The sequence below is a fragment of the Tateyamaria armeniaca genome (genome assembly GCF_045797845.1).
Taxonomy (GTDB): Bacteria; Pseudomonadota; Alphaproteobacteria; order Rhodobacterales; family Rhodobacteraceae; genus Tateyamaria; species Tateyamaria armeniaca.
The window spans coordinates 3779162-3805457 of the sequence record NZ_JBHDIY010000002.1; the positions used below are offsets into that span (position 1 = coordinate 3779162).

Consider the following 26296-nt stretch of genomic DNA (forward strand, 5'->3'; position numbering starts at 1 on the left):
TTGAAGCGCGGCGCGCGGGGTGTCAAGCAGCACGCGGCAGTGCCAGCCCGCAAGCAACAAAGAGCCCGCGATTTTGCGTGTTTGTCAGATGTGCATCAGGTCGCGGAACACAAAGGCCGGAATGTCTTCGCGGCGCAGGTTCATCGCGGCCAGTTCTGCATCAGTTTTCGCATTCAGTGCCTCGACCTTGCGCAGGCGCGCCTCGGCAGAAGACGAAACGATCATCGCGCGACCGACACCGGCAAAAAAGCGTGTGACGCTGGCGCGGATGTTGGAAAATGCGGTGTTATGGGCGTGTGTGACGTAAGCCATCGGATACCTCGTATGGGTTAGGGTTTTGATCCTCCCGATGGCTCAAAAATAGGGCGGCGCGGTGCCGAATACCATTGCCGATCCTGCATAGCCGGGTTGCGGACAGCGGGTAAGCTGTTTGAAATGCTATATAAAAATCGACGCGCTTATCAGTTTTGGTTCTTTTGGCGAAACAGGGCATCCTGCCCTTTCTGATCATGTTCGGTCTTGCGCTTGTCTGCGTGCAGCGCGCGGCCGGCCTGTACTGCGGGGCGCGCGCCCACCGCCTCCAGCCAACGGGCCATGTGCGGTTTGTCCTCCAGCGTCTGTTGCTGCCCTTCCCAAAGGGACGCCCATGGCCAGATCGCCATATCGGCAATCGAATAGTCTCCGGCCACGTATTCATGTTTGGCCAGTTGGCGGTCGAGCACCCCGTAAAGCCGTGCGGTTTCGGCGCGGTAACGATCCTTGGCATAGGCAATGTCGTGGCCCATTTGGGGTGCGTATTTCAAGAAGTGATGCGCCTGCCCCGCCATTGGCCCGACCCCGCCCATCTGCCACATCAACCACTGGTCCACCGCGATCCGCGCCCGTTCCGTCGAACCACCAAATTTGCCGGTCTTGCGCGCGAGGTATTGCAGGATGGCCCCGGATTCAAAGATTGAAATGGGCGCACCGTCCGGCCCGTCCGCGTCAATGATCGCGGGCATCCGGTTGTTGGGGGAAATTTCCAGAAACGCGGGCTTGTGCTGATCTCCGTTGCCGATATCGACCAGATGGGTGGTGTATGGCAGCCCGAACTCCTCAAGCGCGATGGACACTTTCCAGCCGTTTGGCGTGGGCCAGAAATAAAGGTCGATCATCTGCACATCCCCCGTTTTGTGAGGGGGTCATGATGCGGTTTTCTGTGCCATGGGCAAGGCCAGCGCAAAGGATGGGCGCGCAAACATCCGTGACCAGCGCGGTGCAGGCAACCCGGGCAGGACCTGCCGCATATCCTCCAGCCGCACGCATTCGGGGTGGCGCAGCGCCTGGCCATAAAACCGCAGAACGCCCGGGCGCGTGTAACCTGACCAGTGGCACATCCGTCGACACGGGGCCGCGATATGCCCCCCGAAACGGGTGAGGGCCGCCAGCGTGCGCGGACAATCGAGCTGGATGTTCACTGCATTGGGCAGATCAACCCCGTTGCCCATCGCACGGTCACCACGCAGCGGAGGGGCGGTCAGCCGTTCATACATGAAGTCGAACACATCGTTTTCGCGGCTGGTCACGTTGAACAATTCGGCGGTCTGCCCCGCGCCGCTTTGCATCGCGGACATGGCGCGACTGGCATAGGTCGCACCCGACAGGGTGATGATGCGCTGAATGGCGTGTGGTGGCAGGGCGTTCAGGGCCTCAAAGATGACTTCGGACCCCATGGAATGGCTGATCACGTGGATGGGCCGGTCAGGGGCACGGTGACGGATCAGGGTGATCACATTCGCCAGATGGCGCCCTGCGGCGCGGGCCGAACGCTCTGCCCGCCACAGATTGCCGCGCGCGCGCCAGCCAAAGGCGATGGCGAGTCCTTCGTCCGCATCCCCGGTGCCAAAGCCGAGATGGCGCAGCCATTGCACGTTTCCGGGTTTGTGATGATGCGGTGCCGTGCCAAAGATCAGGGTGTGCGGCGAGCAGGTCGTGTCGGCAGGATCGTATTTGAAACCGTGGATCAGAACGATCACCGGCCCTGCCCCGTCGGCGGCACCCCGGATCACAGGCACAGCGGCGGCGGGCGAGCCGTGCAATGCGAGCCCATCGGGTCCTGCATTCAGTCTCAGGATCGGCATTTCAGCACCTCCTACCACATCTAGTGGGGCTGCTATGGATCAGACATATGACGCAGAGATGAATTTAAGGTTACAGCACCGTGACGCTGTTGACCTGCGGCACTTCTGGCCGTACTCAAACCGCGTGGCGATTTGTTACCGGATTGCGGGCCACCCCAGCGCTTTGACACCAAGGCTGGCTGGAAAACTCCGCTAAAAGGTCAGGATGAAAGCCCCCTTTCGCTTGACTGAGCGTTTGGGGTTTTTTTGTGGCCTGACCCCCATTTCAGGCCCGCCGAAGATGGAGCAATGCTCATGAGAGACAACTGGAACCCCCGCACCCGCGCCGTGCATGGCGGCACACGCCGCAGTCAGTATGGCGAAGTGAGCGAGGCGATCTTTCTCACCCAAGGGTTTGTCTATGACAGTGCCGAGGCCGCCGCGCAGCGGTTCGAGGCCGCCGGTGAAGATGAATTCATCTATGCCCGATATGGCAACCCCACGGTCGCGATGTTCGAAGAGCGTATTGCCATGCTGGAAGGGGCTGAAGATGGCTTTGCCACGGCCAGCGGCATGGCGGCGGTGTCCGGTGCGTTGACGTCCATGCTCAAGGCTGGCGATCGCGTCGTATCCTCGCGCGCATTGTTCGGCTCGTGCCTTTACGTGCTCGAAGACATCCTGACCCGCTACGGGGTCGAGGTCGTTTTTGTCGACGGTACCGATCTGGACCAGTGGCGTGCTGCGATCACACCGGGCACGACCGCGGTTTTCTTTGAATCCATCTCGAACCCAACGCTCGAAGTGATCGATATCGCCGCGGTATCCGACCTTGCCCATGCGGCCGGGGCGACAGTTCTGGTGGACAACGTGTTTGCAACGCCGGTCTTTTCCAACGCCATTCAGCAAGGCGCGGATGTGGTGATCTATTCGGCCACCAAACATATCGACGGACAGGGGCGCGCGCTGGGTGGGATCATCCTTGGCACGCGCGATTTCATCCGCAAAACGGTGGAACCCTACATGAAGCATACAGGCGGCTCCATGTCGCCGTTCACTGCCTGGGTGATGCTGAAAGGGCTTGAAACGCTGGATTTGCGGGTGCGCGCGCAAGCGGCCTCTGCCCTCGCGCTGGCGGACGCCCTGCAAGGGCACAGTGCGCTGACCCGCGTGATTTATCCCGGCCATCCCAGCCACGCGCAGCATGCGCTGGTCGGTGCACAAATGGATGGCAAGGGCGGCACGGTCCTGTCCATTGATTTGAAAGACGGTCAGGCGGCGGCGTTCAAATTCCTCAACGCGCTGACAATCCCGGTGATCTCGAACAACCTCGGGGATGCCAAATCAATCCTCACCCACCCGGCGACGACAACGCATCAGCGCCTGCCGCAGGATCAAAAAGACGCATTGGGCATCACGCCCGGACTGGTGCGTATGTCCGTGGGGCTTGAAGATGCGAGTGATCTGATCGCGGACATTCGGCAAGCCCTTGATCAGGCGCAATAATGCTTGCGCGTGGCGTAAACTGCCCCTCATCGGCGCGGCGCCCGCCTTATTGTCATCCATGTTGCAACGACGCACGTAATCGTTAGCACTATTGGACAATGGGGGCGGGCGGCTTACATGCCTCTCCACACAAGACAGAAAGGGGGCTACTTCTATGAACATTCATACGCCCGACATTACCGCAATACCCGAACGCGACGAGGCCGAAGCCGCACTGAACGTGCTGCGCCGCTGGGCCAAATCAGCCACAGCAACCGACATTCTGGAACTGGACCCCTCCGTCGCGCGTCTTGTGCCCGGTTCTGACGCCGTGGATTACCCGTCGTTCGAGCGGGACTATCCGACAGATTTCACAATCAATGAGGGCTACAAAGACACGCTGCCCGACTTGCAGAACGGCCCTTCCAGCCTGATCCGCGGGGCCAAGCAGCAAATCCAGCATGTGGGCATTTCGAATTTTCGCCTTCCCCTGCGGGTCCAAACCCGCGCGGGCGATGCGCTGACGCTTGAAACCTCCGTGACCGGCACTGTCAGCCTTGAGGCCGACAAGAAGGGCATCAACATGTCCCGGATCATGCGGTCGTTCTACAAATATGCCGAGGAAACCTTCAGCTTTGAAGTGATCGAGGCGGCACTGGACGATTACAAATCCGACCTCGAAAGCTTTGATGCGCGCATCCAGATGCGGTTTTCGTTCCCGATGAAAGTCGACTCGCTGCGCTCGGGCCTGTCGGGTTACCAGTATTATGACATTGCGCTGGAACTGGTCGAAAAGGCCGGTGTGCGCAAAAAGATCATGCACCTGGATTATGTCTATTCGTCAACCTGCCCCTGTTCGCTGGAACTGTCCGAACATGCCCGCGCCACACGCGGCCAGTTGGCCACGCCGCATTCGCAGCGCTCTGTCGCGCGGGTGTCCGTCGTGTTGGACGAAGATGCGCAGTGCCTGTGGTTCGAGGATCTGATCGAGGCCTGCCGCCGTGCGGTGCCAACCGAGACACAAGTGATGGTCAAGCGCGAGGATGAACAGGCCTTTGCCGAGTTGAACGCAGCAAATCCGATCTTTGTCGAAGATGCGGCGCGCCTGTTCTGCGAGCAACTGCTGGCAGACGTGCGGATCGGCGATTTCCGGGTGGTGGCCAGCCATCAGGAAAGCCTACACAGCCATGACGCGGTGTCGGTCCTGACCGAAGGCGAAACCTTCGCCAGCGACAGCATCGACCCGCGCATGTTCGCAACCCTATTCCACGTCGGCTGAGGCGGGGCGCAGGACACCTACGCCTTACATCTCCGCGAAGCGCTTGAGGCGTAGCTATTGCCGCGCCTCCGGCGGGTCGCCCTCTTCGATGAGGTAGGATTGCAGCGCGTGGATCTGCCAGAACAGGAACGCCACCAGCGCAATGGGAAAACCAAAGGTTTCGATCTTGACCCAGGCATCGGTGGACATGGTGCGCCAGATCACCTCATTGGCCACGGCAAGCCCTGCAAACATGGCGCACAAACGACGCGTCAGGATCATCCACCCCTCATGGCGCATCGGCATCGCGTCGTTGAGCACATAGGCCAGCCAGCTTTGGCCACGCAAAAGGCCAATGCCCAAGAGCAGCGCAAACACGCCGTAGACAATCGACGTCTTCATCTTGAAGAACCGTTCGTCATTGAACCACGCGGTCAGGCCACCGAAAAAGATCACCATGAAAGCGGTGAAAATCTGCATGCGTGACAGCTTGCCCGTCATGGCCCACAGCACGCCCATGGCGATCAGCAGGATCGGCACAAAGATCAGCGTGGCGACAATGAAACCGGAATACTCTGTCCCACCCCAGACGTAGGTTTCATCCCGGATGCGCAGATAGATCAGGAAAAAGACGATGGGAGGCCCGAGTTCCAGAACCTGTTTCAGGATCGGATTGATGTCGCGTGCTTCACTCATGTCTCACCTCGTTATCCGCCCATTTCCACGATCACCGCGCCCAGCGCGATCAGGGCCATCAGCGCAATTCTGCGCGGTCCTACCGTTTCTTTGAGGACCAGCCAACCGATAATGGCGGCAAAGACGGTGGATGTTTCGCGCAGCACCGCCGCCTCGCCCACCTTGTCGAGCCGTGTGGCCATCATGACCGACCCAAAGCTGAGGAACGCGACCACACCGCCAATGACACCGCGCAAGGCAAGGGGTGGCAGCGCGGGTGGATTGTCCATGCGTTTCCAGCGCATGTAGGCAATGGGCGGCATGAATATCCCGTCAATCATGAAGAACCACGCCAAAAACGTGAATGGGTTTGCCGTCGCACGGATGCCGTAGGCGTCGTAGGTCGTGTAAAGTGCTACAAACAACCCGGTGACCACTGCCAGCCCAAGGGCGGCGTTGAGCGTGTCCCGCTCGGACGTCAGGAACATCAGGTTGTAAAGCGCAAGGCCGAAGATGCCTGCAAGCAGCACGGCAACGCCCAGCCATTGGGTGAGCGTGAACACCTCTCCGAACAGATAATAGGCCCCGATGACCGTGAAGAGAGGACCCGTGCCCCGCACCACAGGGTAAACGACCGTGTAGGCCCCCTTGGTATAAGCCCAGGCCTGCAGCACCTTGTAGACCACGTGGATGACGAAGACAGTGGCAAAGATCGGCCACATATGCGCCTCGGGCCACGGCACGACGAACAGCGCAAACGGGGCCGCCATCAGCCCGTAGGAGGCATCTATTGCCCCGCGGGTCAGCCACGGATCATGCCGCCCCTTTTGCAACGCGCCGAAAACCGCGTGCAGGAAGGCCGCCAGCAGGGCGAGGCTGAGCGCAACTGTGTGCCCCGTTTCCGTTCCCTCAATGCTGATCAGCCAGTCCGTCATGACCGTGCGGTCTGTGCCTGCGGCGGGCGGGGATGTGGGGCCAGCCCTCCGCCCTGCGGCCTCTCTCCGTGGTATTTCCGGTCAGAAGAGATCAGGATCATTCCGCCTCAAGGCCAGTCAGCGCTGCGGCGAAATCTTCGGGGTCAAAGGCTTGCAGATCGTCGATCTGCTCGCCCACGCCAATCGCGTGGATCGGCAGGCCGAACTTGTCGGCCAGTGCGACCAGAACGCCACCCTTGGCAGTACCGTCGAGTTTCGTCATCACAAGGCCCGAGACATCCGACACCTCCTGAAACACTTTGACCTGATTGAGCGCGTTCTGCCCGGTCGTGGCGTCCAGCACCAGCAGCGTGTTGTGCGGAGCACTTGGATCTTTCTTGCGGATGACGCGCACGATCTTGGCCAGTTCCTCCATCAGATCACCACGGTTTTGCAGGCGGCCAGCAGTGTCGATCATGAGCAGATCAGCGCCCTCGTCCTGCGCCTTGGTCATCGCCTCAAACGACAGGCTTGCCGGGTCCGACCCTTCGGGCGCGGTCAAAACAGGCACGCCCGCCCGCTCACCCCAGACTTGCAACTGTTCAACGGCAGCCGCGCGGAACGTATCCCCCGCCGCGATCACCACTGACTTTCCAGCCGCACGAAACTGACTGGCGAGTTTACCGATGGTCGTGGTCTTGCCCGACCCGTTCACACCCACCACCAGAACCACTTGCGGGGTTTGGGGGTAGATCGGCAAGGGTTTTGCGACCGGTTCCATGATCTGCGCAATTTCGCCCGCCATTAACTCTTTGATTTCGCGCACGGAAAGCTTCTTGCCCATCCGTCCTTCGGCCATGTTCGCCGTCACGCGCAGGGCCGTATCAACGCCCATGTCGGCAGCGATCAGCAACTCTTCGAGCTGTTCGAGCATGTCGTCATCAAGCTCGCGGCGCAGGACGGGCGCTGCATCCTTGCGCCCCAGCAAACGGCCAAGGATACCGCGCGATTGAGGTGTTGGAACCGGCGTTGGATCGCTGAGCGCCGTGGCAGGCGGGTTCGGGTCCGCCGGAGTTGGAACCTGTGTGGGCTCCGGCGTTGGCACAACGTCCGGGGCGCGTGTGGGTATCTCGACCGGCACCGGGTTTGGAGTGGGAATTTCGATGGGCACCAGATCGGGTTCTGGCGTTTGCTCCGGTTCTGGAATTGGCACGGGCTCCGGTGTGGGTATCTGTTCCGGCTCTGGTTCCGGCATGGGTTCAGGTGTCGGCGCAGGCTCGGGGTCTGGCTGTATCTCGGGCGCAGGTTCCGGCACGGCGGGGATTTCGGGTTCAGGTGTTTCAGCGGGTTGCGTGGGCAATTCCTGATCCGGCGCCTGCGCAGGTTCCGCTGCCTCTTCGACACCGCCGTCCTCGACAATCGCCTCTAGCCCTTCGTCCAGTTTGGACGAGGATTTGAACAGCCGATCCTTGAGCTTTTTGAAAAATGCCATTCCCGCACGCCTTATCGCAGTGGTTGGAACCACCTAAGACCTATCGCCGCCAGATGGAAGGCCTCCGCAGCAGGTGCCTAGATCTGCAAAATGCTTTCAGGGACGCTGTCGATGGGCGCAGCAAGGCGCAAGAAGCTCGCATATCTGCCCAGGCTAAGCCAGTCTGACCCAATTACGCTAATCTCTAACGTCTCAATATCTGCACGCCAAGCGCCGGTACCAGGGTGTCTACGCGACTGACCTACTGAACTGAGCACAAAGGATGGAGCCCCAAGTCAAACTTCGTCAGGAAAATGCTGCATCACCAGTTTGATCGGGTTCGGGGCCGCCTGCCCCAGACCACAGATCGACGCATCTGTCATCGCCGTGCACAACTCACCCAGCAATCCCTGATCCCAGCTGTCCGCCTGCATCAGCTTGACCGCCTTTTCACAGCCCACCCGACAGGGCGTGCACTGGCCACAGCTTTCATCCTCGAAAAACCGCAACATGTTGAGGGCTGCATCGCGCGCGCGGTCCTGATCGGACAGGACGACAACCGCCGCCGAACCGATGAAGGTGCCATGGGGCTGGAGCGTGTCGAAATCAAGCGGGATGTCGTCCATCGTCGCGGGCAACAGCCCTGAAGACGGACCGCCGGGCTGGTAGGCCTTGAACACGTGGCCCTCGGCCATGCCGCCCGCTTCGGCAATGATGTCGGTGATGGTTGACCCTGCGGGCAGCAGATAGACCCCCGGCTTGGCCACACGGCCTGACACGGAATAGCTTCGCAAACCCTTGCGTCCGTTCTTTTCCGTGACGTTCAGCACCTCAGGCCCTTCGCGACAGATGCGTGCGATCCAGTGCAGGGTTTCGACATTGTGCACCAGCGTGGGCTGACCGAAAATGCCAACGGCGGCCACATAAGGCGGGCGGTGACGGGGCATGCCGCGCTTGCCTTCGATGCTTTCGATCATCGCGGATTCTTCGCCGCAGATGTAGGCGCCCGCACCCCGGCGCAGGTCGATGTAACCGGCCTCAACGATGCCTGCGGCTTCCAGCGCTTTGATTTCCCGCGCCAGAATGTTGAGCACGGCGGGGTACTCGTCGCGCATGTAGATATAGCAACGCTCGGCCTCGACGGCCCATGCGGCGATCAACATGCCTTCAAGAAAAAGGTGAGGAACACGCTCCAAGTAGTAGCGATCCTTGAATGTTCCGGGCTCGCCCTCGTCTCCGTTCACGGCCAGATAGCGTGGGCCTGCATTGCCTCGGACAAAGCCCCATTTGGTGCCGGACGGGAAACCGGCGCCGCCCAATCCGCGCAAGCTGCTCTCTTTGATCCGGGCCTGCACCTCCTGCCAGTCGCCATTTGCGCGCAAGTCTTTCAGCGCGCCGTAGCCACCTTCGGCCATGTAGGCATCAAGCGTTTCATAGTCAGGCACATGGGCGTGCGTGTCGCCTGCGGCGATGGCGGCGTGCACCTTTTCCGGTGTGGCGTTGTCGATATGGTTGTGGCCCAGTTCCAGCGTCGGTGCAGTGTCGCAACGGCCCATACAGGGCGCACGCAGCACGCGGACCTCGCTGGCATCAAGGCCGTCCTCAAGTGCAGCTTTCAGCGCCTGTGCACCCGCCAGTTCGCAGCTGAGCGAGTCGCACACCCGGATGGTCAAGGCAGGCGGCGGCGTCTCACCTTCCTTCACCACGTCAAAATGCGCGTAGAACGTCGCGACCTCGTAGACTTCGGCCATGCTCATCCGCATTTCTTCGGCCAGCGCGCGCAGATGGGCGGCACTCAGGTGGCCGTATTTGTCCTGAATCAGATGCAGGAATTCGATGAGCAGATCAGCACGGCGCGGCTGATCGCCGAGCAGGTTGCGCACCTCTTCCCGTGGCTGATCTTCCAATGCGCGCCCCTTTGGGCGCACCCGGCCCTTGCCCTTGCCGGACTTCCAGACACCTTTGCCTTTTTCCGCTTGATCCAGCGCCATGCCGCACTCCCCTTGCCCGATTTGTGGTGACAGTATCAGCGCGACGTCCCCGCAATCAGCCCAAAAGCGACCCGTCACGGCGCAAATACCGCGCCGATGCACCTCACTGTGGCGCGCATGGGACACGGGCGGGCGGCTGCGGCATTGCGGCTAAGGCGGGACCAAGCGGGCTGTGTTAGCGTGCGCGCACGAGATTTGGAGTGATTCTGTTTGATGGTCCGTCTGTTGCCCTTTGCCGTTGCGACGCTGACGCCCGCTGCATTGCTGCTTGTGGCTTTTGTCCATGGCGGTCTTTGGGCAGGCAGCGCAATTGCCGCCATCACGGTCCTCGTCTTTGGCCTCGACAAAATCGGGCGGATGGCACCAACCGGCGAAGGCGACGGGCACGCATTGTCGCTTCTGCTCGGGGTGGTGCACTTTGTTCTGCTGGGCGCTGCGGCCTGGGCGATGAACGGGCCACTGCCGCTGCTGGACAAAGTGCTGATTGTGATCGGATGTGGCCTCTATTTCGGCCAGATATCCAATTCGAACGCACATGAATTGATCCATCGCCCCGAACGCTGGGCGTTTCGGCTGGGGGCTGCGAACTATGCCAGCCTGCTGTTCGGGCACCACACCAGTGCGCACCGGCTTGTGCATCACGTCCATGCCGCCACGCCAAAAGACCCCGCGACCGCGCGGCGCGGGGAAGGATTTTGGACCTACCTGCCTCGCACTTGGGCGGGCAGTTTTCGCGCCGGGCTGCGGGCCGAACGCCAGCGCCATGGCGGTCGGCGCTGGCCCGCACCCTATCTGGCCTACGTGACAGGTGCCGTGCTGACGCTGCTAGCCGCCTACGCCTTGGGCGAGATGGCCGGGGTGATCGGGCTGATTGCCATTGCCGTATATGCCCAAACCCAGTTGATGCTGTCCGACTATGTGCAGCATTACGGGCTGGAGCGGGCCGTGCGCAGCGACGGGCGGCGCGAGCCCATGGGACCGCAGCATTCGTGGAACGCGCCGCACTGGTATTCTTCCGCGATGATGCTGAATGCGCCGCGCCATTCGGCACACCACACGCAGCCTGCGCAGGCATTTCCCCGGCTTGATCTGGACGCGCAAACAATGCCCATGTTGCCCCAATCCCTGCCCGTCATGGCCGTGATCGCACTAGTGCCGCCGATCTGGCGACGCATCATGGACAAGCGGGTGGCCGCATGGCGCGGACGCGCAGACCCACAGATCAGCGAATTGGAGCCATTGGCCCCATGATCACGCGCTTGCGACTGGTGCGCCACGTCCGGCTCTGCCAAGGTGGCGCCATGCGTTATCTGTTGTCTGTGCTTGCCCTTGTATCCTCTGCCGCCTCCGCGATGGCGTCCCCCATGTCGGCGGCCGAATTCGAAGCCTACGTCACGGGAAAAACCCTGTATTACGGTCGGGCAGGTGCGCCCTATGGTGCTGAAATATATCACGAAAACCGGCGCGTCACGTGGTCCTTCCTCGATGGCGAATGCAAGGAAGGGTATTGGTACAACGAAGGCACCAACATCTGTTTCGTCTACGAAGACCGGATCGAGCCGCAATGCTGGACCTTCGAAAAAGGACCGCGCGGGCTGATCGCCAATTTCGAGAACAACGCCGAAAGCGAAGAGCTTTACGAGGCGCAGGATGTAGGCGAAGAAATGATCTGCTACGGACCCAAAATCGGGGTCTGACCGCTAGAACAAAGACCCCTGTTCCGGCGGTTTTCCCTTGGCCTTGCGGACACTGGTGCCTCCCCCCAGCTTCAGACGCCCATCGGCAAATTCGACCTCCAACCCGGAGGCGGCCTCAGCCGCTGCCTTGGTTGTCACGATCTCTCCGTCACCGCGCACCACCGCATATCCGCGCGCCAGCGTCGCCTTGTAACTCAACGTCTCGCGCAGGCGGTCCATGCCATCCAGCCGCTGACGCAACCGTTCGATCTGGCGCGTGCCTGTGGCCTGCAGACGCGCGGTGATGGTGTTAAACCGGACTTTGGCCTGATCGACATCCTGCGCAAGCAGGCGCGGCGCAAAACGCGCAGCGCGGGCCTCCAACTGTTCGCGCCGACGCGCGGCGATACGGCCCAGTGCTGGCGCAAGCCGGTCCGAGACGGCGTTTAGTCGCTGGCGTTCGCTGCGCACCTGCCGGGTCAGGACCGTCGGGCGCAGGCTGCCCGCGACATCCGACAACCGCACACGACGGCGCTGAACTCCGGCGATCAACGCGGGCCCAAGCCTGTCCCCCAGCACATCAAGGCGCTGTCGCGGTCCTTCGACCAAAGCGTCAGGCCGCGGCAACGCGCGCGCCAGATCGCGCAAGCGCTGCGATCGGCGCAACACGCCGGAACTGAGCGATGAGGCCATCCGTCCGCCCGCCTGTTCGACCCACGCCGCCAACTCGTGCCGTACCGGGACCGCCATTTCGGCCGCAGCTGTCGGGGTTGGGGCGCGCTGATCGGACACGAAATCAATCAGCGTGGTGTCGGTTTCATGGCCCACCGCAGAAATCAGCGGAATCTCCGAGGCTGCGGCGGCGCGGGCAACGGCTTCTTCGTTGAACCCCCACAGATCCTCAACCGATCCACCGCCGCGCGCCACAATCAACAGATCGGGACGCGGCATCGAACCGCCGGGCGTCAGGGCATTGAACCCGGCAATCGCGCGGGCTACTTCCGGCGCACAGGCCGCCCCCTGCACCGCCACCGGCCAGATCAGCACCTTGCGCGGGAACCGGTCACGCAGACGATGAAGAATGTCGCGGATCACCGCCCCTTGCGGCGAGGTCACAACCCCGATCACCTCGGGCAGATAGGGCAGCGGTTTCTTGCGCGACGCATCAAACAACCCTTCGGCGGCAAGCGCCTTCTTGCGCTTTTCCAGCAGCGCCATCAGCGCACCCTCGCCCGCAATGGCGATGCGCTGTGCGTTCAGCGAAAACTTGGACTGAAACCCGGACGCGGTCATACGCCCCTCGGCGACCACCTCCATCCCCTCTTCGGGCATGGTGCCAAGGTCGCTCACCTGCCCTTTCCATGTCATGCAGGACAACACGTTGCGGTCATCCTTGAGATCGAAGTAAAGGTGCCCTGAACGCGCCAGCACGACGCGTCCGACCTCGCCCTTGATCCGGACCCATCCCAATTCGCCCTCGATCAGCTTTTTGACACGGCCCGCGATCTCGGACACGGAAAATTCGGGCGTATTCGAACCGGGAACCGGATCATCGAGAAGGTCCATGGGCCATCCTTGTGCAGCGCTGATGCGCAGCTTAGAACGCAAGGCACCAAAGGCCAAGGAGTGCTGCGCCATGAACATCCTCATCCTCGGCGGCGGGGGCCGCGAGCATTCTCTGGCCTGGGCCGTGCTGCAAAACCCCAAATGCGACCGGCTGGTGGTGGCCCCGGGCAATGCGGGCATCGCCGCGATTGCGGATTGCGCCGATCTCGACATCAACGATGGTGGCACCGTGGCCGGTTTTGTCGAGGAAGAGGCGATTGATTTCGTGATTATTGGCCCCGAGGCTCCCTTGGCCGCAGGTGTCGCGGACCGGTTGCGCGATGCAGGCATTCTGGTCTTCGGTCCCAGTCAGGCGGCAGCCCAGCTCGAAGCGTCCAAGGCATTTACCAAGGACATCTGTGCTGCCGTAAACGCGCCCACTGCCGCCTATGGTCACTTTACCGACGCCGCCCCAGCCAGAGCCTATGTCACCGCCCAAGGTGCGCCCATCGTGGTCAAGGCTGACGGTCTGGCCGCAGGCAAAGGGGTCATCATCGCCGAAACGGTTGAACAGGCGCACGGCGCCATCGACGACATGTTCGGCGGTGCCTTTGGCGGTGCAGGCGCCGAAGTGGTGATCGAAGAGTTCATGGACGGGGAAGAGGCCTCTTTCTTCGTGCTCTGCGACGGTGCGGACGTGCTGCCCATCGGTACGGCGCAAGACCACAAGCGCGTCGGCGAAGGTGACACAGGCCCCAACACGGGCGGCATGGGGGCCTATTCCCCCGCCCCGGTGCTGAGCGACGCCATCGCAGAACGCGCGCTGACCGAGATCATCCGCCCGACCATGGCGGAAATGGCGCGGCGCGGCATGCCCTATCAGGGCGTGCTTTATGCCGGGCTGATGATCAAGGATGGCGCACCGCGCCTTGTTGAATACAATGTCCGCTTCGGCGATCCCGAATGTCAGGTGCTGATGATGCGGCTTGGGGCACAGGCCTTTGATCTGATGCACGCCGCAGCTGACGGGCGGCTGGCCAAGGCGCAGGTCAACTGGGCGGACGATCACGCGATGACGGTGGTGATGGCAGCAAACGGATACCCCGGTGACTACGAAAAAGGGGCGGCAATCGGCGGGTTCGACAAAATGCCGGAAACCAGCAGCCAGATGGTGTTTCACGCCGGAACCAAGGCGCAAGGTGGCACACTCACAGCCTCAGGTGGGCGTGTGCTGAACATCACCGCGCGGGGCAGCACACTGCAAGAGGCGGCAGAACAGGCCTATGCGATGGTGGACGCGATCGACTTCCCGGGCGGCTTCTGCCGACGCGACATCGGCTGGCGCGCACTCAAATCCTGAGGCGGTCACCCTTTCACCTTGCCAGATAAACTCCCGCCGGAGGCTCCGGCGTTTCAGCCAGCCTCCACGTTGGCCTCACTCTGCGCAGGCCATGGCGCGCGCAAAGGCCGGACGGGTTGTGTCGCGCCCCAGATCAGTGACGGCAAATTCGGAACCGTCCCAACGTATAGCAAGCAATGTCGACCAGTTGCCGGTGGCCACGACCATCTCGGGCCCGCTGCCACAATCGCGAATGCCGCCCGCAATATCCGGCTCGCCGATACGGTGATTGGTGACATTGTCGAAGGTTGCAACTTGGTTCAACACAGCATCCTTGTATCTCCAGATGCGCAATGTTTTGGCCAGATGAGGACGGTCGACATATGCGATTTCCATAATACCGTCGCCATCCAGATCCGCCGCGCCGACCACCGCCAGCCAGCGAAAGGGTGTGCCAATCGGCGGTGTTTCGGCGACAACGGCAATGGTCGTACCAGACGGGTGATCGTCTGTTTTGACTTCGTCAAAGATGCGCAGTGCGGCACCTCTATCAAAATAGGAAACGACCGTTATGACCTCGTTTGTTCCATCCCCGTCAAGATCGACCAGACGCGGTGCAGTGTCCTCGTAGACAGTTCCGGACGTACCGGCGCCAATCTCACGCCCGCCACTCAATCGAAAACCGAGGGCCGCATATTCACCACCCGGCAAAACGCCGTGCCCGTATTGGTCCGTGGGGATATCGTAATAGGCCGCTTCGATCTCAGCGCCGACCGGAGCGCCTGCCACAAGTGCTGTGGCCAGCAGTGCGCCGCGGGTGCAACAGCCCCACAAGCGCATCAGCAGACGCGGCGCCCTGCCCGTCATATCAGATCTGTTTTTCAGGCATTTGCACCACGAGACCGTCCAGCGCATCCGACACTTTCAATTGGCATGTCAGGCGCGACCGGGTCTCGTCCGGCTCATAGGCAAAGTCGAGCATGTCGGTTTCCATGTCGTCCTTTGCGGGCAGCTTGTCCACCCAGTCCGGAGCGACATAGACATGGCAGGTCGAACAGGCACAGGCACCGCCGCAGTCGGCCTCGATGCCGGGAATGTTGTTGTCCCGTGCACCTTCCATGACCGTAAGGCCGTTGGCCACGTCCACCACGTGTTCGGTGCCGCCGTGTTCGATATAGGTGATCTTGGCCATTCATGCCCCCTTGGTGTCCTGATGTTCGCACATTCCTACCTGCGTCGATTTAGACCCGCCAGCCCCTTTTGCGACCCTGCATTTCCCCACTTGCGACATCCGGGATTTGTTCTATCTTTGTTCCCATGCGCATCGCCGAGAATCTCACCCCAGCCCCACAGGGAACAGCGCCCAAACCCTGGCCGCGCCCGCCGTCATGCCTGCGCGCCTGCGAGTTGGATGCCCCGCCCGTCAATGCGCGGATCGCTGTGGCGGGTCTGGTGATCCTGCGCCAGCGTCCGGGCACCGCCAAGGGGGTGATCTTTCTCACGCTTGAGGACGAAACCGGCGTCGTGAACATCATCGTCTGGCGCCATATCTATGAACGCTTTCGCCGTGCAGTGGTGGCAGGGCGGATGCTGCGGGTGACCGGGCGGATGCAGCGGGCCCACAATGTCACCCACGTGCTGGCCGAAGAGATCGAGGATATCTCGCCCCTGCTCGACCAGCTTCTGGCCGAAGACACAGGGCGACAGATGGCCGCCGAAGCGCGCACCGAAACATGGGAAAGCCGCAAGTAACAGGCCCGGGCACGCAGGGCTAGGCAGACTGCCCGCCCCGCGCTATGCTGCCAGAAAAGCCCAACCAGAGGCCCGAGCATGCGATCCATACCCTTTATCCCTGCCCTTGCGGCAGTCGTCTTTGTCACAGCCTGCGCCGAGAACGCAGTCGTGACATCCTCCAACATTGATCCCGTTTCGCTGGCGACATCGCCACCGGGGGCCGCCCCCGGCACGTGCTGGGGCAAAACAGTCAGCCCGGCCGTGGTCGAAACAGTCACCCGCAAGGTGCTGCTGCAACCCGCGCAGATCAGCAGCGACGGGCGCGTGCAGGCCGCACCCATCTACAAGGACGAAACCCGGCAAGAGGTGGTCAGACCGCGTCAGGACACATGGTACGAAGTGCCCTGTGCCACGGACCTCACCCCGGAATTCATCTCCTCCGTTCAGCGCGCGCTTGCCGCACGCGGCTATTATCGCGGCCCTGTTACAGGCGAAATGGACACAGCGACCAAATACGCGATCCAGCGCTATCAGCGCGACGAGGGGCTTAACAGCAAAACACTGTCCGTGGCCGCGGCCCGCAAACTTGGCCTGATTGCCGTGGCCCAACCCAACGCAGGCTGACGGGCGCACCACAGGTGCGCCTTACGGGTCAACCGGCCCTATCCCAACAAAAAAGGCGCCCCGCAGGGCGCCTTTCTCAGTCCATTAGATACGGGCTTACTCAGCCAGGCTGAGTGCCACAAAGCGTGGATCACCGCCCCGACGCACAAGCAGCAGCAACGACTTGCGCCCGGCATCTTTCACTTCTTCCAGACGCGTCTCGAAATCGGCGATGGACGTGACCTTTTGCTGGCCCGCCTCGGTGATCACGTCACCGGCACGCAGGCCTTTTTCATAGGCCTCGGTGGTTTCATCCACGGCTGTCACGGCCAGACCATCCTGATCTTCGCTCAGGCCCAGTTCAGTGCGCATCTCGTCCGTGAGAGTGCTTAGGGTCAGGCCCAGAACATCCTTAGTTACCGGATCGGCGGGCGTATCCTCGGGGCCCTCGGCGACCGCAGGCACGGCCCCTTCGGCTTCTTCGCGGCGGCCAAGTGTGACAAGCAGGGTCACTGTCTCTCCGTCGCGGAAGACAACCACCCGCACCGTCTCGCCCACGGGGCTGTTGCCCACCTGACGGACCAGACCGCGCGTGTCTTCGACATCGACGCCAGCAAAGCTGATGATCACATCACCGTCCTGCATGCCTGCTTCCATCGCAGGCCCTTCGGGTACGGATGTGACCAGCGCGCCCGCGACAGGCTCAAGACCGATGGCTTCAGCGATGTCTTCGGTGACGTCCTGAATGCGCACACCCAGCCAGCCGCGACGGGTTTCGCCGAATTCCTGCAACTGGTCGACAACGCGGGTGACCACGTTGGACGCCATGGAAAACCCAATCCCGATCGAGCCGCCGTTAGGGGACAGGATCGCGGTGTTCACACCAATCACTTCACCGTCCATGTTGAACAGCGGACCGCCCGAGTTGCCGCGGTTGATGGCAGCATCAGTCTGGATGTAATCGTCATAGGTGCCGGACAGCGCGCGGTTGCGCGCCGACACGATGCCGGCAGAGACGGAAAAGCCCTGACCAAGCGGGTTGCCCATTGCAACCACCCAGTCGCCGACCCGTGCGCCGTCACTGTCGCCAAATGGCACGAAAGGCAGCGGGCCGCTGGCTTCGACCTTGAGAAGGGCAATGTCCGTGTTCGGGTCCGTGCCGATCAACTCGGCCTCCAACTCATCGCCGTTGAAGAACTCGATCTGGATCTCGTCCGCGCCTTCAATCACGTGGTTGTTCGTGACGATGTACCCATCTTCGGAAATCACAAAGCCCGACCCAAGAGCAGAAGACCGACGGGGGCGGTTGCCCTGCCCGTTGCGGTCCTGAAACTCACGGAAAAAATCCTCAAACGGCGAGCCTTCGGGCACGATGCCCTGGGGGCCGGTGCGGCCCTCGACAACCGTGGATGTGGTGATGTTCACAACCGACGGGCTGATCTGCTCGGCCAGAGGCGCGAGGCTTTCGGGGCGGGCATGGGCCATCACGGCCTGCACCAGCACAAAGGCCAGTGCGAGGGCGCCAAGCCACAGGGCCCGCATCAGGTTAAGGTTTGGAATCTGCTGTGATAGGGCAATAGCCTGTCTTTGCATCAGGTCTCTCCTGGAACGTCACTCGGCCGGTTTTGGCCATCTGCACATGTATATGCGCCATTGCGCACAGGGTGCATGTAGGGTTGCATCCATGCAACATTAAAGATGGTTTCGCGGCGTCTGGTTTCAACACCGTGTTACCAATGTGTGAAGATCACGTGTTCACAGGCCAAGGAAGAAGGCCAGCCAAAGGCAGATCAGACCAGATACAGCGACCAGCAGCCCGAACTGGCGGCGGATGGGCACAGGCATGCTGCGCAAAACCTCAAGCACCCGTTCGATAAGCGAAGGGGCCAGCGCATAGGCCAGCCCCTCCACAACCATCACCAACCCAAGGGCCAGAAGCACCCAGGCCATCAGTCGCCTTCGACGCTGCGCGATCCTTGATCCGACCGCAGGTAGTTGAAGAACTCACTGTCGGGCGACATGACCATGGTCGAATTGTCACCGCGCAGGGCGCGCTCATAGGCGGTAAGTGAGCGGTAGAATTCAAAGAATTCCGGGTCTTCGCCAAAGGCTTCGGCAAAGATCGCGTTGCGGCGGGCATCTGCCTCACCACGGATGATCTCGGCCTGCCGTTCGCTGTCGGACACCAGTTCCACCACTGTCCGGTCGGCTTGCGCACGCACCCTTTGGGCCGCTTCGTTACCACGGGCACGTTCGTCTGTTGCTTCACGCTCACGTTCGGCGCGCATCCGCTCGAAGGTTGCATCGAGGTTTTCCGACGGAAGGTCGGTCCGCTTCAGTCGCACGTCGATGATCTCGACGCCCAGCGCGCGAGCTTCGGCAATGGCCGAATTACGGATACGCAGCATAAGTGCGGCCCGGTCCGAACTCAGGATGTCGTTGGAAGACACCGAACCCAGAACTTCCCGCGTTTCTGCGCGCAGGATCGAATCAAGGCGATCCTCGGCAAAGACGATGCCACCGGCACCAACCGCCTGACGGAACTGGTTCACATCAACGATCCGGTAACGGGCGAAGGCATCAACGACGAGACGGCGATCATCCAGCGGTGTGACTTCGAGCGGGTCGATGTCACGGCTGAGGATACGGTCGTCATAGCGCACAACCTCCTGGATCAGGGGAATCTTGAACGCCAGACCGGGGTCTTCCTTGACGGCGACGACGCGACCAAATTGCAGGACCAGACCCTTTTCACGCTCGTCCACGATGTAGATCGACGACAGGCCAAGTGCGGCAAGGATCACGACAATGGGCAAAAGATAAGTTGCTTTACGCATCAGTTCGTCCCTCCCGTGCTGCGGCGGAGTTCATTCAGCGGCAGATAGGGGACAATGCCCTGGCCGCCCGCGCCACCGGTGTTTTCGTCGAGGATGATTTTGTCCATCTGTCCAAGCACGCGTTCCATAGTTTCAAGGTAAAGACGCTTGCGCGTCACATCCGGTGCTTTGACGTATTCATCCAGAACAGCAGTGAAACGGGACGCTTCACCTTCGGCCTGGTTGACCTGCTGGGCACGGTACCCTTCGGCCTCTTCCAAGAGCTGCGCGGATTGACCACGCGCTTCGGCAAGGACGCGGTTGGCATAGGCGTCAGCGACGTTTTGCAAACGGTCACGTTCCTGTTCGGCGGCCTGAACATCGCGGAAGGCATCGATCACCTCGACGGGCGGGTCGGCCTTGTCAAAGTTCACACGAATGACGTTCACACCACTGTTGTAGCTGTCCAGCGTGGACTGGATCAGATCCTGAAGGCGATCACCGATCACACCACGGTCCCGGTTGAGGATCGGGGCAAGGTCGGACTGGGCGATAATCTCGCGCATGGCCGACTCAGACACGGCGCGAATGGTTGGGCGTGGATCACGCAGGTTGAACAGGAAAGCGCTGGGATCATTGATGTTCCACTGCACCTGAAAGTCGATGTCGACGATGTTCTCGTCACCTGTCAGCATCAGGCCCGCTTCGGACCCGGCACGGCCCACACCGATCTCTTCGGTGCGTTCGGTGGTGACCGCGATCACCTCTGCGGTGATGACAGGCCATGGGGCAAAGTTCAGACCCGGCTCACCGATGGCGGAAAACTCGCCGAGAAACAGTTCGACCGATTTTTCTTCGGGGCGGACTGTGTAAAAGCTTGCCATCCCCCAAAGGACGATTGCTGCCACAAGTGCGATACCGACTGTGCCACGTGTGAGGAAAGGACCGGCACCGCCGCCGCCACCGCGGCCACCACCTGTGTTGCCGCCACCGCGACCGCCCATCAGGACGCGCAGTTGCTCCTGACCCTTTTTGACCAACTCGTCGATTTCCGGGATCTGCGGCCCGTCATTGCCGGGGCGCTGCCCGCCATTGCCGCGATCTGGGCGACGTGGGCCATCGCCGTCTCCGCCACCTGAATTTCCGCCACCCCCCAGGGGCCGCCCGTATTACCAGCCATATGGTGTAGTTCTCCTCTTATCGTGCAGTCGTGCTGCAACTTGTCCTTGTACCTGTGCTTTTTTCGCGAGAATTCAAGCAGTCCGCATGGGTGTCTTCATGGTTACGATCTCTTCGGACATTGTGGGGTGAACCGCAACCGTCCGGTCAAAATCCTCTTTGGTCGCGCCCATTTTTATCGCGATCCCGGCAAGCTGGATCATCTCGCCCGCATCCGGTGCGACGATGTGACAGCCCAGCACGGTGCGGTTCTTGGCGCTGACGACCAGTTTCATCAGCACGCGATCGGGTTTGCCTGCAAATGCAGTGCGCATGGGCCGGAACGACGTGCAATAGACTTCGATCTCTTCGCGGTCGCGCGCATCCTCTTCGCTTAAGCCAACGGTGCCCATTTCGGGCTGGGTGAAGACGGCAGACGGGATGAGGTCGTGATCGACAGCTGTGGGGTTGTCCTTGAACACCGTTTCGACAAAGGCCATGCCTTCGCGAATGGCGACAGGCGTCAGGTTGACCCGGTTGGTCACATCGCCGATGGCATAGATGCTGTCGGTGGCCGTCTTGGAAAATTCATCGACGACAATCTCGCCGCGCCGACCGATTTCAACGCCGGCCTCTTCCAGCCCCATGTCATCGGTGTTTGGATCACGCCCCGTGGCAAACAGCACCGTGTCGAACACACGCTCGCGCCCGTTCGTGGCCTTGACCCACACTGGCCCGCCCCGGCTGGGGCTTGCAGCATCGGATGTATTATCATTCGCCATCACCTGACTTTGCTGGGCACTTGCGCCCATGGCGGCATCGGACGTGGTGGGCATCGAGGACATCGTGTGATCGTCACTTGCGAGCGCCATCTCGACAATGTTGGTCCCGGTGTGCAACTCGATCCCGCGATCACGCATGGATTCCGCGATCAGCCCGCGCGCCTCGTCATCAAACCCGCGCAGGATCTGGGCCCCGCGGTAATATTGCGTCACTTCGACACCCAGGCCATGCAGGATGCAGGCGAATTCACAGGCGATGTAGCCACCGCCGATGATGAGGATGGATTTTGGCAGGGTTTCCAGATGAAAGATGTCATCGCTGACAATGCCCAGATCAGCGTTTGGCATATCGGGGCGCACGGGGCGCCCGCCGGTTGCCACCAGAATGGTCTTGGCCGTTTTGGTCTCGCCGCTGGACAGCTCGACAGTGTGCTTGTCCTTGAGGCGGGCGCGGGCGTCAAACGTGTCAACACCGGAGTTCTTGAGCAGCGTGCGGTATACAACCTCGAGACGATCCAGTTCGCTTTCAAGACGACCACGGAAATTCTGCCAGTCAAACGTGCCCGATGTCATGTTCCAGCCGTAGGCGCTGCCGACGCTGGCCGACTCGGCAAATTCGCTGGCAAACACCATCAGCTTCTTGGGCACACAGCCCCGGATCACGCATGTCCCGCCATAGCGGTCCTCTTCGGCCAATGCGACGCGGGCATCTGCATCCCCGGCCGCAACCCGTGCTGCACGCACGCCACCCGACCCGCCGCCGATGACAAAAAGATCGTAATCATAGTCGGGCATGTGGGTCGTCCTTATTCTGCAAGATCGGTGAACAGGTTGTCGGTCTCAAGAAAATCGAGCCGATCCTGCTCAACGGTGCCTTCGTTGATATCGCGTATCTCGACGCGCCCGTCGCCATAGCCGATCACGACCGCATCACAAATATCAATGAACAACCCGTTTTCAACCACGCCCGGCATCTGGTTGATCACCAGCGCAAGCTGGCGGGGGTTTCCGATGCGTTGCAGGTGCAGATCAAGGATATAGTTGCCCTCATCGGTCATAAAGGCCTGTTCGCCGTTCATGCGCAAAGACGACTGGCGGCCCAGAACGTCCATGGAAATAAGGGTTTCCTCGACAAGGGCCTGCGTGGTCTGCCAGCCAAAGGGGATCACTTCGATCGGAAGGGGGAACGCGCCCAGATGCTCGACCTCTTTGCCGATATCGGCGATCACCACCATTTGATCGGATGCGGTCGCCACGATCTTTTCCTGCAGCAGCGCGCCGCCGCCGCCCTTGATCAGGTTGAGGTCGCCGTCAAACTCGTCCGCACCGTCAATGGTGATGTCGAGCCACTTGGCCTCGTCCAGACTGATCACTTCGATCCCGACATCGCGCGCCAGATCAGCCGTGCGGGTCGAGGTCGGCACGCCTTTGAACCGCAAACCGCCGTCCCGCACCTGTTCGCCCAGACAGCGCACCAGCCACGCGGCAGTACTGCCGGTGCCAAGGCCCACGCGCATCCCGTCTTCAACGTAATCTGCCGCGCGTTTTGCGGCGACGTATTTGGCCTTGTCGATGGGTGACAGTTCTCCGGTCATGATATGCGACTCCTCGGCGTGGTGGGCGGGTTATAGAGGCAGGCTCGCAGTGTTGCGACCCCAAAGGCACGCCCAAATGGCGCAAGGCGGGTGACAATCGGGTTAAACTGCGGAACAGATAACGCCAACACTTTGAATTGAGAGCATTTGCGACGTGGCCGACCTGTTTGACAACATCAATGATTGGCTGATGCAGGAGGCGCTGGATGAAAACCCGCTCACCAGTATCGTCGAGACCTTCGGCAGGCGCCTTGTCGAAGGGGGCGTGCCGGTGGCACGGATCAGCATCGGGCGGTCGATCCTGCATCCCACAATCGGATTGCTGGATGTGCAGTGGGAACAGGACACAGGGCAGGTCAACACCCAGGCGGTGCCGCGCCAGATCGTGCGCAACAGTCTTGAGATTTTCGACACCCCGTTTGGCGAATTGTCCAAAGGCAAGACAGATCGCCTGTTTGCCGATCTGCGCGACCCGGATGAGGTTGCGCGCTTTCCCATGTTTGAGCAACTCGCCGCACGCGGCATGACGTATTATGCCGCATTCAGCAGGAGTTTCGGGCGCACACATCATCTTTACGAGCGCATTTCCAACGAGTTCCGCGGGGCCTCACTTTCATTCACGACCAAGCGCTTTTCGGGCTTCTCGCAGGCCGATCTGGACGGGTTGGAACGCGTGCTGCCTGCTTTTTGTATCTGCCTGCGCATGGACATAGAACGGTTCGTCGCCGGAGAAATCCTCGAAACCTACCTCGGCAAGATCAGCGGCAAGCAGGTGCTGGACGGACAAGTCGAACGCGGCGACGGGCAAGAGATCGACTGCGCCATCCTCTATTCGGACCTGCGCGGATCAGTCACCCTGTCACAAACGCTCGACAGCACGGCCTACCTTGATACCGTGAACGCCTATTTCGACTGCGTGGCCACGGCCATCGACGAACATGGTGGCGAAGTGCTGAAATTCATCGGGGATGGGGTGCTGGCCATCTTTCCCTTTGACGAGGCCAATCGCCCCCGCGCCAACATGTGCGCCGCCGCCCTGTCCAGCGCCCAAGAGGCGTTCGCCCGCGCCGAGCACGCCAACCGGGGCCGCAGCGGCGATGGCCTTCCTGCCCTGCACTTCGGCGTCGGCTTGCACGTGGGCACGGTGATCTATGGCAATGTGGGCACGGCGCGTCGCCTTGATTTCACCGCGACAGGCCCCGCAGTAGGATTGGCCAGCCGTTGTGAAGGGATGACGCGCGAACTAGACACGCCCCTTGTCGCGACCGGTGCGTTCGCCGAACATTGCCCGCGCGCAGGCGCCGACCTTGGGCAGCACAGGCTGCGCGGCTTTGCTGACCCTATCGCCCTTGTGTCCTATCCGCTGACATGAACGCGGGCTGATGTACTGATGCATCCCCGGCCAACGCCATGCGCCAGGGCATGAGACAGGCAACGACAGATAGTAAAACGATGAAGATTCGCATTTGGCAGCTCCTCCTGCCCTCACTCAACGCCAGCTTGGTTAAAACCGCGTTAAGCCGGGCGGAGGTTTGAAATGGCACTGCAACGAGACAGAATGAAACCGCAGAGCTGATCAGCGTCAGAGCGGGGTAGCGGCTATCTGCGCATGGCCCGCATTCGGCATCTTGAACCCCGGCAGGCGCGTCGCAGTCCTCCTCGCTACCAGATCGCAAAGACACCGAAACCGTCGTTTTTGTAGCGCAGTGTCGTGATCCCCGTGGTATCGCAGGCGCAGGTTCCAAGGAGTTTTGCACGCATGTTCCTGTCCGTCTTCGAGATGTTCAAAGTGGGCATCGGCCCGTCCTCGTCCCATACCATGGGGCCAATGGTGGCGGCGGCGCGGTTCCTCGGACATGATGCGGGCCTCGCCCTTCCAGTTTGCAGGGGTGCGCGCCTCGCTGCATGGCTCTCTTGCCTTTACCGGGGTCGGTCATGCCACGGACCGCGCCACAATCCTTGGCCTTGCCGGATTTGTGCCCGACACCTACGATCACGACCGGGCCGAGCAGGTGCTGAGCGACCTTGACCGGGATCATACGTTGCGCCCGGACGGCCTGCCCCCATTGCAGTTCAATCCCAAAACCGACCTCGCCTTTGACTACGACACACAACTGACCGGCCATGCCAATGGCATGATCCTGATGGCGACAGACGGCCAGGGCGACGTGATCCTGCGCCAGGTATTCTACTCCATCGGTGGCGGTTTCGTGATGACCGAGGAAGAGCTGCAAGCAGGCAAGGACACGGATGAGGGCGCGCCTGTCCCCTTCCCCTTCAAATCCGCCGCAGAGATGCTGGAGATGGCCAACCGCTCTGGCAAATCCATCGCAGCCATGAAACGCGCCAACGAGGAATCGCGCGGAACGCCTGAAAGCCTCAAGGCAGGCACCCGCCGTCTTTGGCAGGTGATGAACGACTGCATCGAACGTGGCCTCACATCAGACGGCACCCTGCCCGGCGGGTTGAACGTGAAACGCCGCGCCAAGGACATCCATGACAGATTGCAGACCGAGCGCGGCATGAACCTGAATGCGCCGCACACGATCAACGACTGGATGGCCGTCTATGCGATGGCGGTGAACGAGGAAAACGCAGCCGGGGGGCAGGTTGTCACCGCCCCGACCAACGGGGCGGCAGGCGTGCTGCCTGCCACGTTGCGCTATTACCTTGATCATGTGCCCGGCAGCAGCGAGGCGCATATCGAAGATTTCCTTCTGACCGCCGCCGCCATCGGCGGGCTGGTGAAATTCAACGCCTCCATCTCGGGAGCCGAAGCCGGGTGCCAGGCCGAAGTGGGCAGTGCCGCCGCAATGGCTGCCGCGGGCCTGTGCGCCGTGATGGGCGGCAGCCCCGAGCAGATCGAGAACGCCGCCGAAATCGCGTTGGAACATCACCTCGGCATGACCTGCGATCCGGTCAAGGGGCTGGTGCAGGTGCCATGCATCGAACGTAACGGACTGGGTGCGATCAAGGCCGTGTCGGCGGCCTCCCTCGCCTTGCGCGGCGATGGCACCCATCTGGTGCCGCTGGATGCCTGCATCGAAACCATGCGGCAGACCGGGGCCGACATGAGTGAGAAGTACAAGGAAACGTCGCTGGGTGGTTTGGCGGTGAACGTGCCCAACTGCTAAGGGTGATGTCCTCGCAGAGTGACC

23 protein-coding genes and 2 pseudogenes are annotated in these 26296 nt (G+C 61.4%); 9 read left to right on the top strand and 16 right to left on the bottom strand.

Annotated features, from left to right (window positions below; genetic code table 11):
- Positions 1-84: 84 nt before the first annotated feature.
- The 3 genes from ACERZ8_RS19160 to ACERZ8_RS19170 form a co-directional block, all read right to left on the bottom strand.
- On the bottom strand, positions 85-312 hold the full coding sequence (locus ACERZ8_RS19160) for a hypothetical protein (protein WP_407593759.1): 228 nt from the start codon (positions 310-312) through the stop codon (positions 85-87).
- 149 nt (positions 313-461) lie between these two features.
- Positions 462-1154, bottom strand: coding sequence for a glutathione S-transferase N-terminal domain-containing protein (locus ACERZ8_RS19165; RefSeq protein WP_407593760.1), 693 nt, complete (start codon positions 1152-1154; stop codon positions 462-464).
- A 27-nt stretch (positions 1155-1181) separates the two neighbouring features.
- A complete protein-coding gene (locus ACERZ8_RS19170) occupies positions 1182-2120 on the bottom strand; it encodes a DUF726 domain-containing protein (protein ID WP_407593761.1) in 939 nt (312 codons plus the stop codon).
- Between the two features lie 294 nt (positions 2121-2414).
- Here ACERZ8_RS19170 and metZ point away from each other — a divergent pair, with 294 nt between their 5' ends.
- Positions 2415-3602: an O-succinylhomoserine sulfhydrylase gene (gene metZ / locus ACERZ8_RS19175; RefSeq protein WP_407593762.1), complete on the top strand. Its 1188-nt coding sequence runs from the start codon at positions 2415-2417 to the stop codon at positions 3600-3602.
- A gap of 154 nt (positions 3603-3756) precedes the next feature.
- On the top strand, positions 3757-4860 hold the full coding sequence (gene folE2, locus ACERZ8_RS19180) for a GTP cyclohydrolase FolE2 (RefSeq protein ID WP_407593764.1): 1104 nt from the start codon (positions 3757-3759) through the stop codon (positions 4858-4860).
- A gap of 54 nt (positions 4861-4914) precedes the next feature.
- On the opposite strand, the gene ACERZ8_RS19185 is transcribed toward folE2, so the two are convergent.
- From ACERZ8_RS19185 to ACERZ8_RS19200, 4 genes are all read right to left on the bottom strand, one after another.
- Positions 4915-5535 carry an inner membrane-spanning protein YciB gene (locus ACERZ8_RS19185; protein WP_407593765.1) on the bottom strand — a complete coding sequence of 207 codons (621 nt, stop codon included), beginning with the start codon at positions 5533-5535 and terminating at the stop codon, positions 4915-4917.
- Positions 5536-5546: 11 nt separating this feature from the next.
- The gene (locus ACERZ8_RS19190; RefSeq protein ID WP_407593766.1) at positions 5547-6449 is read right to left on the bottom strand and encodes an EamA family transporter; all 903 of its coding nucleotides are present in this window, start codon (positions 6447-6449) and stop codon (positions 5547-5549) included.
- Positions 6450-6546: 97 nt separating this feature from the next.
- A complete protein-coding gene (ftsY, locus tag ACERZ8_RS19195) occupies positions 6547-7920 on the bottom strand; it encodes a signal recognition particle-docking protein FtsY (RefSeq protein WP_407593767.1) in 1374 nt (457 codons plus the stop codon).
- A gap of 275 nt (positions 7921-8195) precedes the next feature.
- Positions 8196-9890 (bottom strand): NAD(P)H-dependent oxidoreductase subunit E, encoded by a 1695-nt coding sequence (locus ACERZ8_RS19200; protein ID WP_407593768.1) that lies wholly within the window; start codon positions 9888-9890, stop codon positions 8196-8198.
- A gap of 213 nt (positions 9891-10103) precedes the next feature.
- Between ACERZ8_RS19200 and ACERZ8_RS19205 the strand changes: the two genes are divergently transcribed.
- Positions 10104-11141 carry an alkane 1-monooxygenase gene (locus ACERZ8_RS19205; RefSeq protein ID WP_407593769.1) on the top strand — a complete coding sequence of 346 codons (1038 nt, stop codon included), beginning with the start codon at positions 10104-10106 and terminating at the stop codon, positions 11139-11141.
- A 50-nt stretch (positions 11142-11191) separates the two neighbouring features.
- Positions 11192-11587, top strand: coding sequence for a hypothetical protein (locus ACERZ8_RS19210; RefSeq protein WP_407593770.1), 396 nt, complete (start codon positions 11192-11194; stop codon positions 11585-11587).
- Between the two features lie 3 nt (positions 11588-11590).
- Here ACERZ8_RS19210 and xseA read toward each other — a convergent pair whose 3' ends face one another.
- Positions 11591-13132, bottom strand: a complete 1542-nt coding sequence (gene xseA, locus ACERZ8_RS19215; RefSeq protein WP_407593771.1) for an exodeoxyribonuclease VII large subunit — start codon at positions 13130-13132, stop codon at positions 11591-11593.
- Positions 13133-13202: 70 nt separating this feature from the next.
- On the opposite strand from xseA, the gene purD reads away from it, so the two are divergent.
- Positions 13203-14471, top strand: coding sequence for a phosphoribosylamine--glycine ligase (gene purD / locus ACERZ8_RS19220; RefSeq protein WP_407593772.1), 1269 nt, complete (start codon positions 13203-13205; stop codon positions 14469-14471).
- A gap of 75 nt (positions 14472-14546) precedes the next feature.
- Here the strand turns inward: purD and ACERZ8_RS19225 are convergent, their stop codons facing one another.
- Positions 14547-15317: a VCBS repeat-containing protein gene (locus ACERZ8_RS19225; RefSeq protein ID WP_407593773.1), complete on the bottom strand. Its 771-nt coding sequence runs from the start codon at positions 15315-15317 to the stop codon at positions 14547-14549.
- A gap of 1 nt (position 15318) precedes the next feature.
- Positions 15319-15642, bottom strand: a complete 324-nt coding sequence (locus tag ACERZ8_RS19230) for a 2Fe-2S iron-sulfur cluster-binding protein (RefSeq protein WP_407593774.1) — start codon at positions 15640-15642, stop codon at positions 15319-15321.
- Positions 15643-15767: 125 nt separating this feature from the next.
- On the opposite strand from ACERZ8_RS19230, the gene ACERZ8_RS19235 reads away from it, so the two are divergent.
- Both ACERZ8_RS19235 and ACERZ8_RS19240 read left to right on the top strand, forming a co-directional pair.
- Positions 15768-16202, top strand: a complete 435-nt coding sequence (locus ACERZ8_RS19235; RefSeq protein ID WP_407593775.1) for an OB-fold nucleic acid binding domain-containing protein — start codon at positions 15768-15770, stop codon at positions 16200-16202.
- A gap of 78 nt (positions 16203-16280) precedes the next feature.
- Positions 16281-16808 (top strand): peptidoglycan-binding domain-containing protein, encoded by a 528-nt coding sequence (locus ACERZ8_RS19240; RefSeq protein ID WP_407593776.1) that lies wholly within the window; start codon positions 16281-16283, stop codon positions 16806-16808.
- Positions 16809-16904: 96 nt separating this feature from the next.
- Here ACERZ8_RS19240 and ACERZ8_RS19245 read toward each other — a convergent pair whose 3' ends face one another.
- The 6 genes and pseudogenes from ACERZ8_RS19245 to rpiA form a co-directional block, all read right to left on the bottom strand.
- A complete protein-coding gene (locus ACERZ8_RS19245; RefSeq protein ID WP_407593777.1) occupies positions 16905-18380 on the bottom strand; it encodes a DegQ family serine endoprotease in 1476 nt (491 codons plus the stop codon).
- A gap of 162 nt (positions 18381-18542) precedes the next feature.
- On the bottom strand, positions 18543-18737 hold the full coding sequence (locus tag ACERZ8_RS19250; RefSeq protein WP_407593779.1) for a DUF2065 domain-containing protein: 195 nt from the start codon (positions 18735-18737) through the stop codon (positions 18543-18545).
- Positions 18737-19624 carry a protease modulator HflC gene (hflC, locus tag ACERZ8_RS19255; RefSeq protein ID WP_407593780.1) on the bottom strand — a complete coding sequence of 296 codons (888 nt, stop codon included), beginning with the start codon at positions 19622-19624 and terminating at the stop codon, positions 18737-18739. Before hflC ends, ACERZ8_RS19250 begins: the two co-directional genes overlap by 1 nt.
- Positions 19624-20783, bottom strand: a pseudogene (hflK, locus tag ACERZ8_RS19260) (FtsH protease activity modulator HflK). Before hflK ends, hflC begins: the two are co-directional and overlap by 1 nt.
- A gap of 73 nt (positions 20784-20856) precedes the next feature.
- Entirely contained in the window at positions 20857-22338 is a 1482-nt protein-coding gene (locus tag ACERZ8_RS19265; RefSeq protein ID WP_407593781.1) for an FAD-dependent oxidoreductase, read from the bottom strand.
- 11 nt (positions 22339-22349) lie between these two features.
- Positions 22350-23138: a ribose-5-phosphate isomerase RpiA gene (gene rpiA, locus ACERZ8_RS19270; protein WP_407593782.1), complete on the bottom strand. Its 789-nt coding sequence runs from the start codon at positions 23136-23138 to the stop codon at positions 22350-22352.
- 154 nt (positions 23139-23292) lie between these two features.
- Between rpiA and ACERZ8_RS19275 the strand changes: the two genes are divergently transcribed.
- Both ACERZ8_RS19275 and ACERZ8_RS19280 read left to right on the top strand, forming a co-directional pair.
- Positions 23293-24510, top strand: a complete 1218-nt coding sequence (locus tag ACERZ8_RS19275; RefSeq protein ID WP_407593783.1) for an adenylate/guanylate cyclase domain-containing protein — start codon at positions 23293-23295, stop codon at positions 24508-24510.
- Positions 24511-24897: 387 nt separating this feature from the next.
- Positions 24898-26272: pseudogene (locus ACERZ8_RS19280) on the top strand (L-serine ammonia-lyase).
- The last annotated feature ends 24 nt before the right edge of the window (positions 26273-26296 follow it).

What these genes read in the sequence shown, in the direction of transcription:
- ACERZ8_RS19160 (WP_407593759.1), bottom strand. Translation starts at nt 312, where the DNA reads ATGGCTTACGTCACACACGCCCATAACACCGCATTTTCCAACATCCGC.
- ACERZ8_RS19165 (WP_407593760.1), bottom strand. Translation starts at nt 1,154, where the DNA reads ATGATCGACCTTTATTTCTGGCCCACGCCAAACGGCTGGAAAGTGTCC.
- ACERZ8_RS19170 (WP_407593761.1), bottom strand. Translation starts at nt 2,120, where the DNA reads ATGCCGATCCTGAGACTGAATGCAGGACCCGATGGGCTCGCATTGCAC.
- metZ (WP_407593762.1), top strand. Translation starts at nt 2,415, where the DNA reads ATGAGAGACAACTGGAACCCCCGCACCCGCGCCGTGCATGGCGGCACA.
- folE2 (WP_407593764.1), top strand. Translation starts at nt 3,757, where the DNA reads ATGAACATTCATACGCCCGACATTACCGCAATACCCGAACGCGACGAG.
- ACERZ8_RS19185 (WP_407593765.1), bottom strand. Translation starts at nt 5,535, where the DNA reads ATGAGTGAAGCACGCGACATCAATCCGATCCTGAAACAGGTTCTGGAA.
- ACERZ8_RS19190 (WP_407593766.1), bottom strand. Translation starts at nt 6,449, where the DNA reads ATGACGGACTGGCTGATCAGCATTGAGGGAACGGAAACGGGGCACACA.
- ftsY (WP_407593767.1), bottom strand. Translation starts at nt 7,920, where the DNA reads ATGGCATTTTTCAAAAAGCTCAAGGATCGGCTGTTCAAATCCTCGTCC.
- ACERZ8_RS19200 (WP_407593768.1), bottom strand. Translation starts at nt 9,890, where the DNA reads ATGGCGCTGGATCAAGCGGAAAAAGGCAAAGGTGTCTGGAAGTCCGGC.
- ACERZ8_RS19205 (WP_407593769.1), top strand. Translation starts at nt 10,104, where the DNA reads ATGGTCCGTCTGTTGCCCTTTGCCGTTGCGACGCTGACGCCCGCTGCA.
- ACERZ8_RS19210 (WP_407593770.1), top strand. Translation starts at nt 11,192, where the DNA reads ATGCGTTATCTGTTGTCTGTGCTTGCCCTTGTATCCTCTGCCGCCTCC.
- xseA (WP_407593771.1), bottom strand. Translation starts at nt 13,132, where the DNA reads ATGGACCTTCTCGATGATCCGGTTCCCGGTTCGAATACGCCCGAATTT.
- purD (WP_407593772.1), top strand. Translation starts at nt 13,203, where the DNA reads ATGAACATCCTCATCCTCGGCGGCGGGGGCCGCGAGCATTCTCTGGCC.
- ACERZ8_RS19225 (WP_407593773.1), bottom strand. Translation starts at nt 15,317, where the DNA reads ATGACGGGCAGGGCGCCGCGTCTGCTGATGCGCTTGTGGGGCTGTTGC.
- ACERZ8_RS19230 (WP_407593774.1), bottom strand. Translation starts at nt 15,642, where the DNA reads ATGGCCAAGATCACCTATATCGAACACGGCGGCACCGAACACGTGGTG.
- ACERZ8_RS19235 (WP_407593775.1), top strand. Translation starts at nt 15,768, where the DNA reads ATGCGCATCGCCGAGAATCTCACCCCAGCCCCACAGGGAACAGCGCCC.
- ACERZ8_RS19240 (WP_407593776.1), top strand. Translation starts at nt 16,281, where the DNA reads ATGCGATCCATACCCTTTATCCCTGCCCTTGCGGCAGTCGTCTTTGTC.
- ACERZ8_RS19245 (WP_407593777.1), bottom strand. Translation starts at nt 18,380, where the DNA reads ATGCAAAGACAGGCTATTGCCCTATCACAGCAGATTCCAAACCTTAAC.
- ACERZ8_RS19250 (WP_407593779.1), bottom strand. Translation starts at nt 18,737, where the DNA reads ATGGCCTGGGTGCTTCTGGCCCTTGGGTTGGTGATGGTTGTGGAGGGG.
- hflC (WP_407593780.1), bottom strand. Translation starts at nt 19,624, where the DNA reads ATGCGTAAAGCAACTTATCTTTTGCCCATTGTCGTGATCCTTGCCGCA.
- ACERZ8_RS19265 (WP_407593781.1), bottom strand. Translation starts at nt 22,338, where the DNA reads ATGCCCGACTATGATTACGATCTTTTTGTCATCGGCGGCGGGTCGGGT.
- rpiA (WP_407593782.1), bottom strand. Translation starts at nt 23,138, where the DNA reads ATGACCGGAGAACTGTCACCCATCGACAAGGCCAAATACGTCGCCGCA.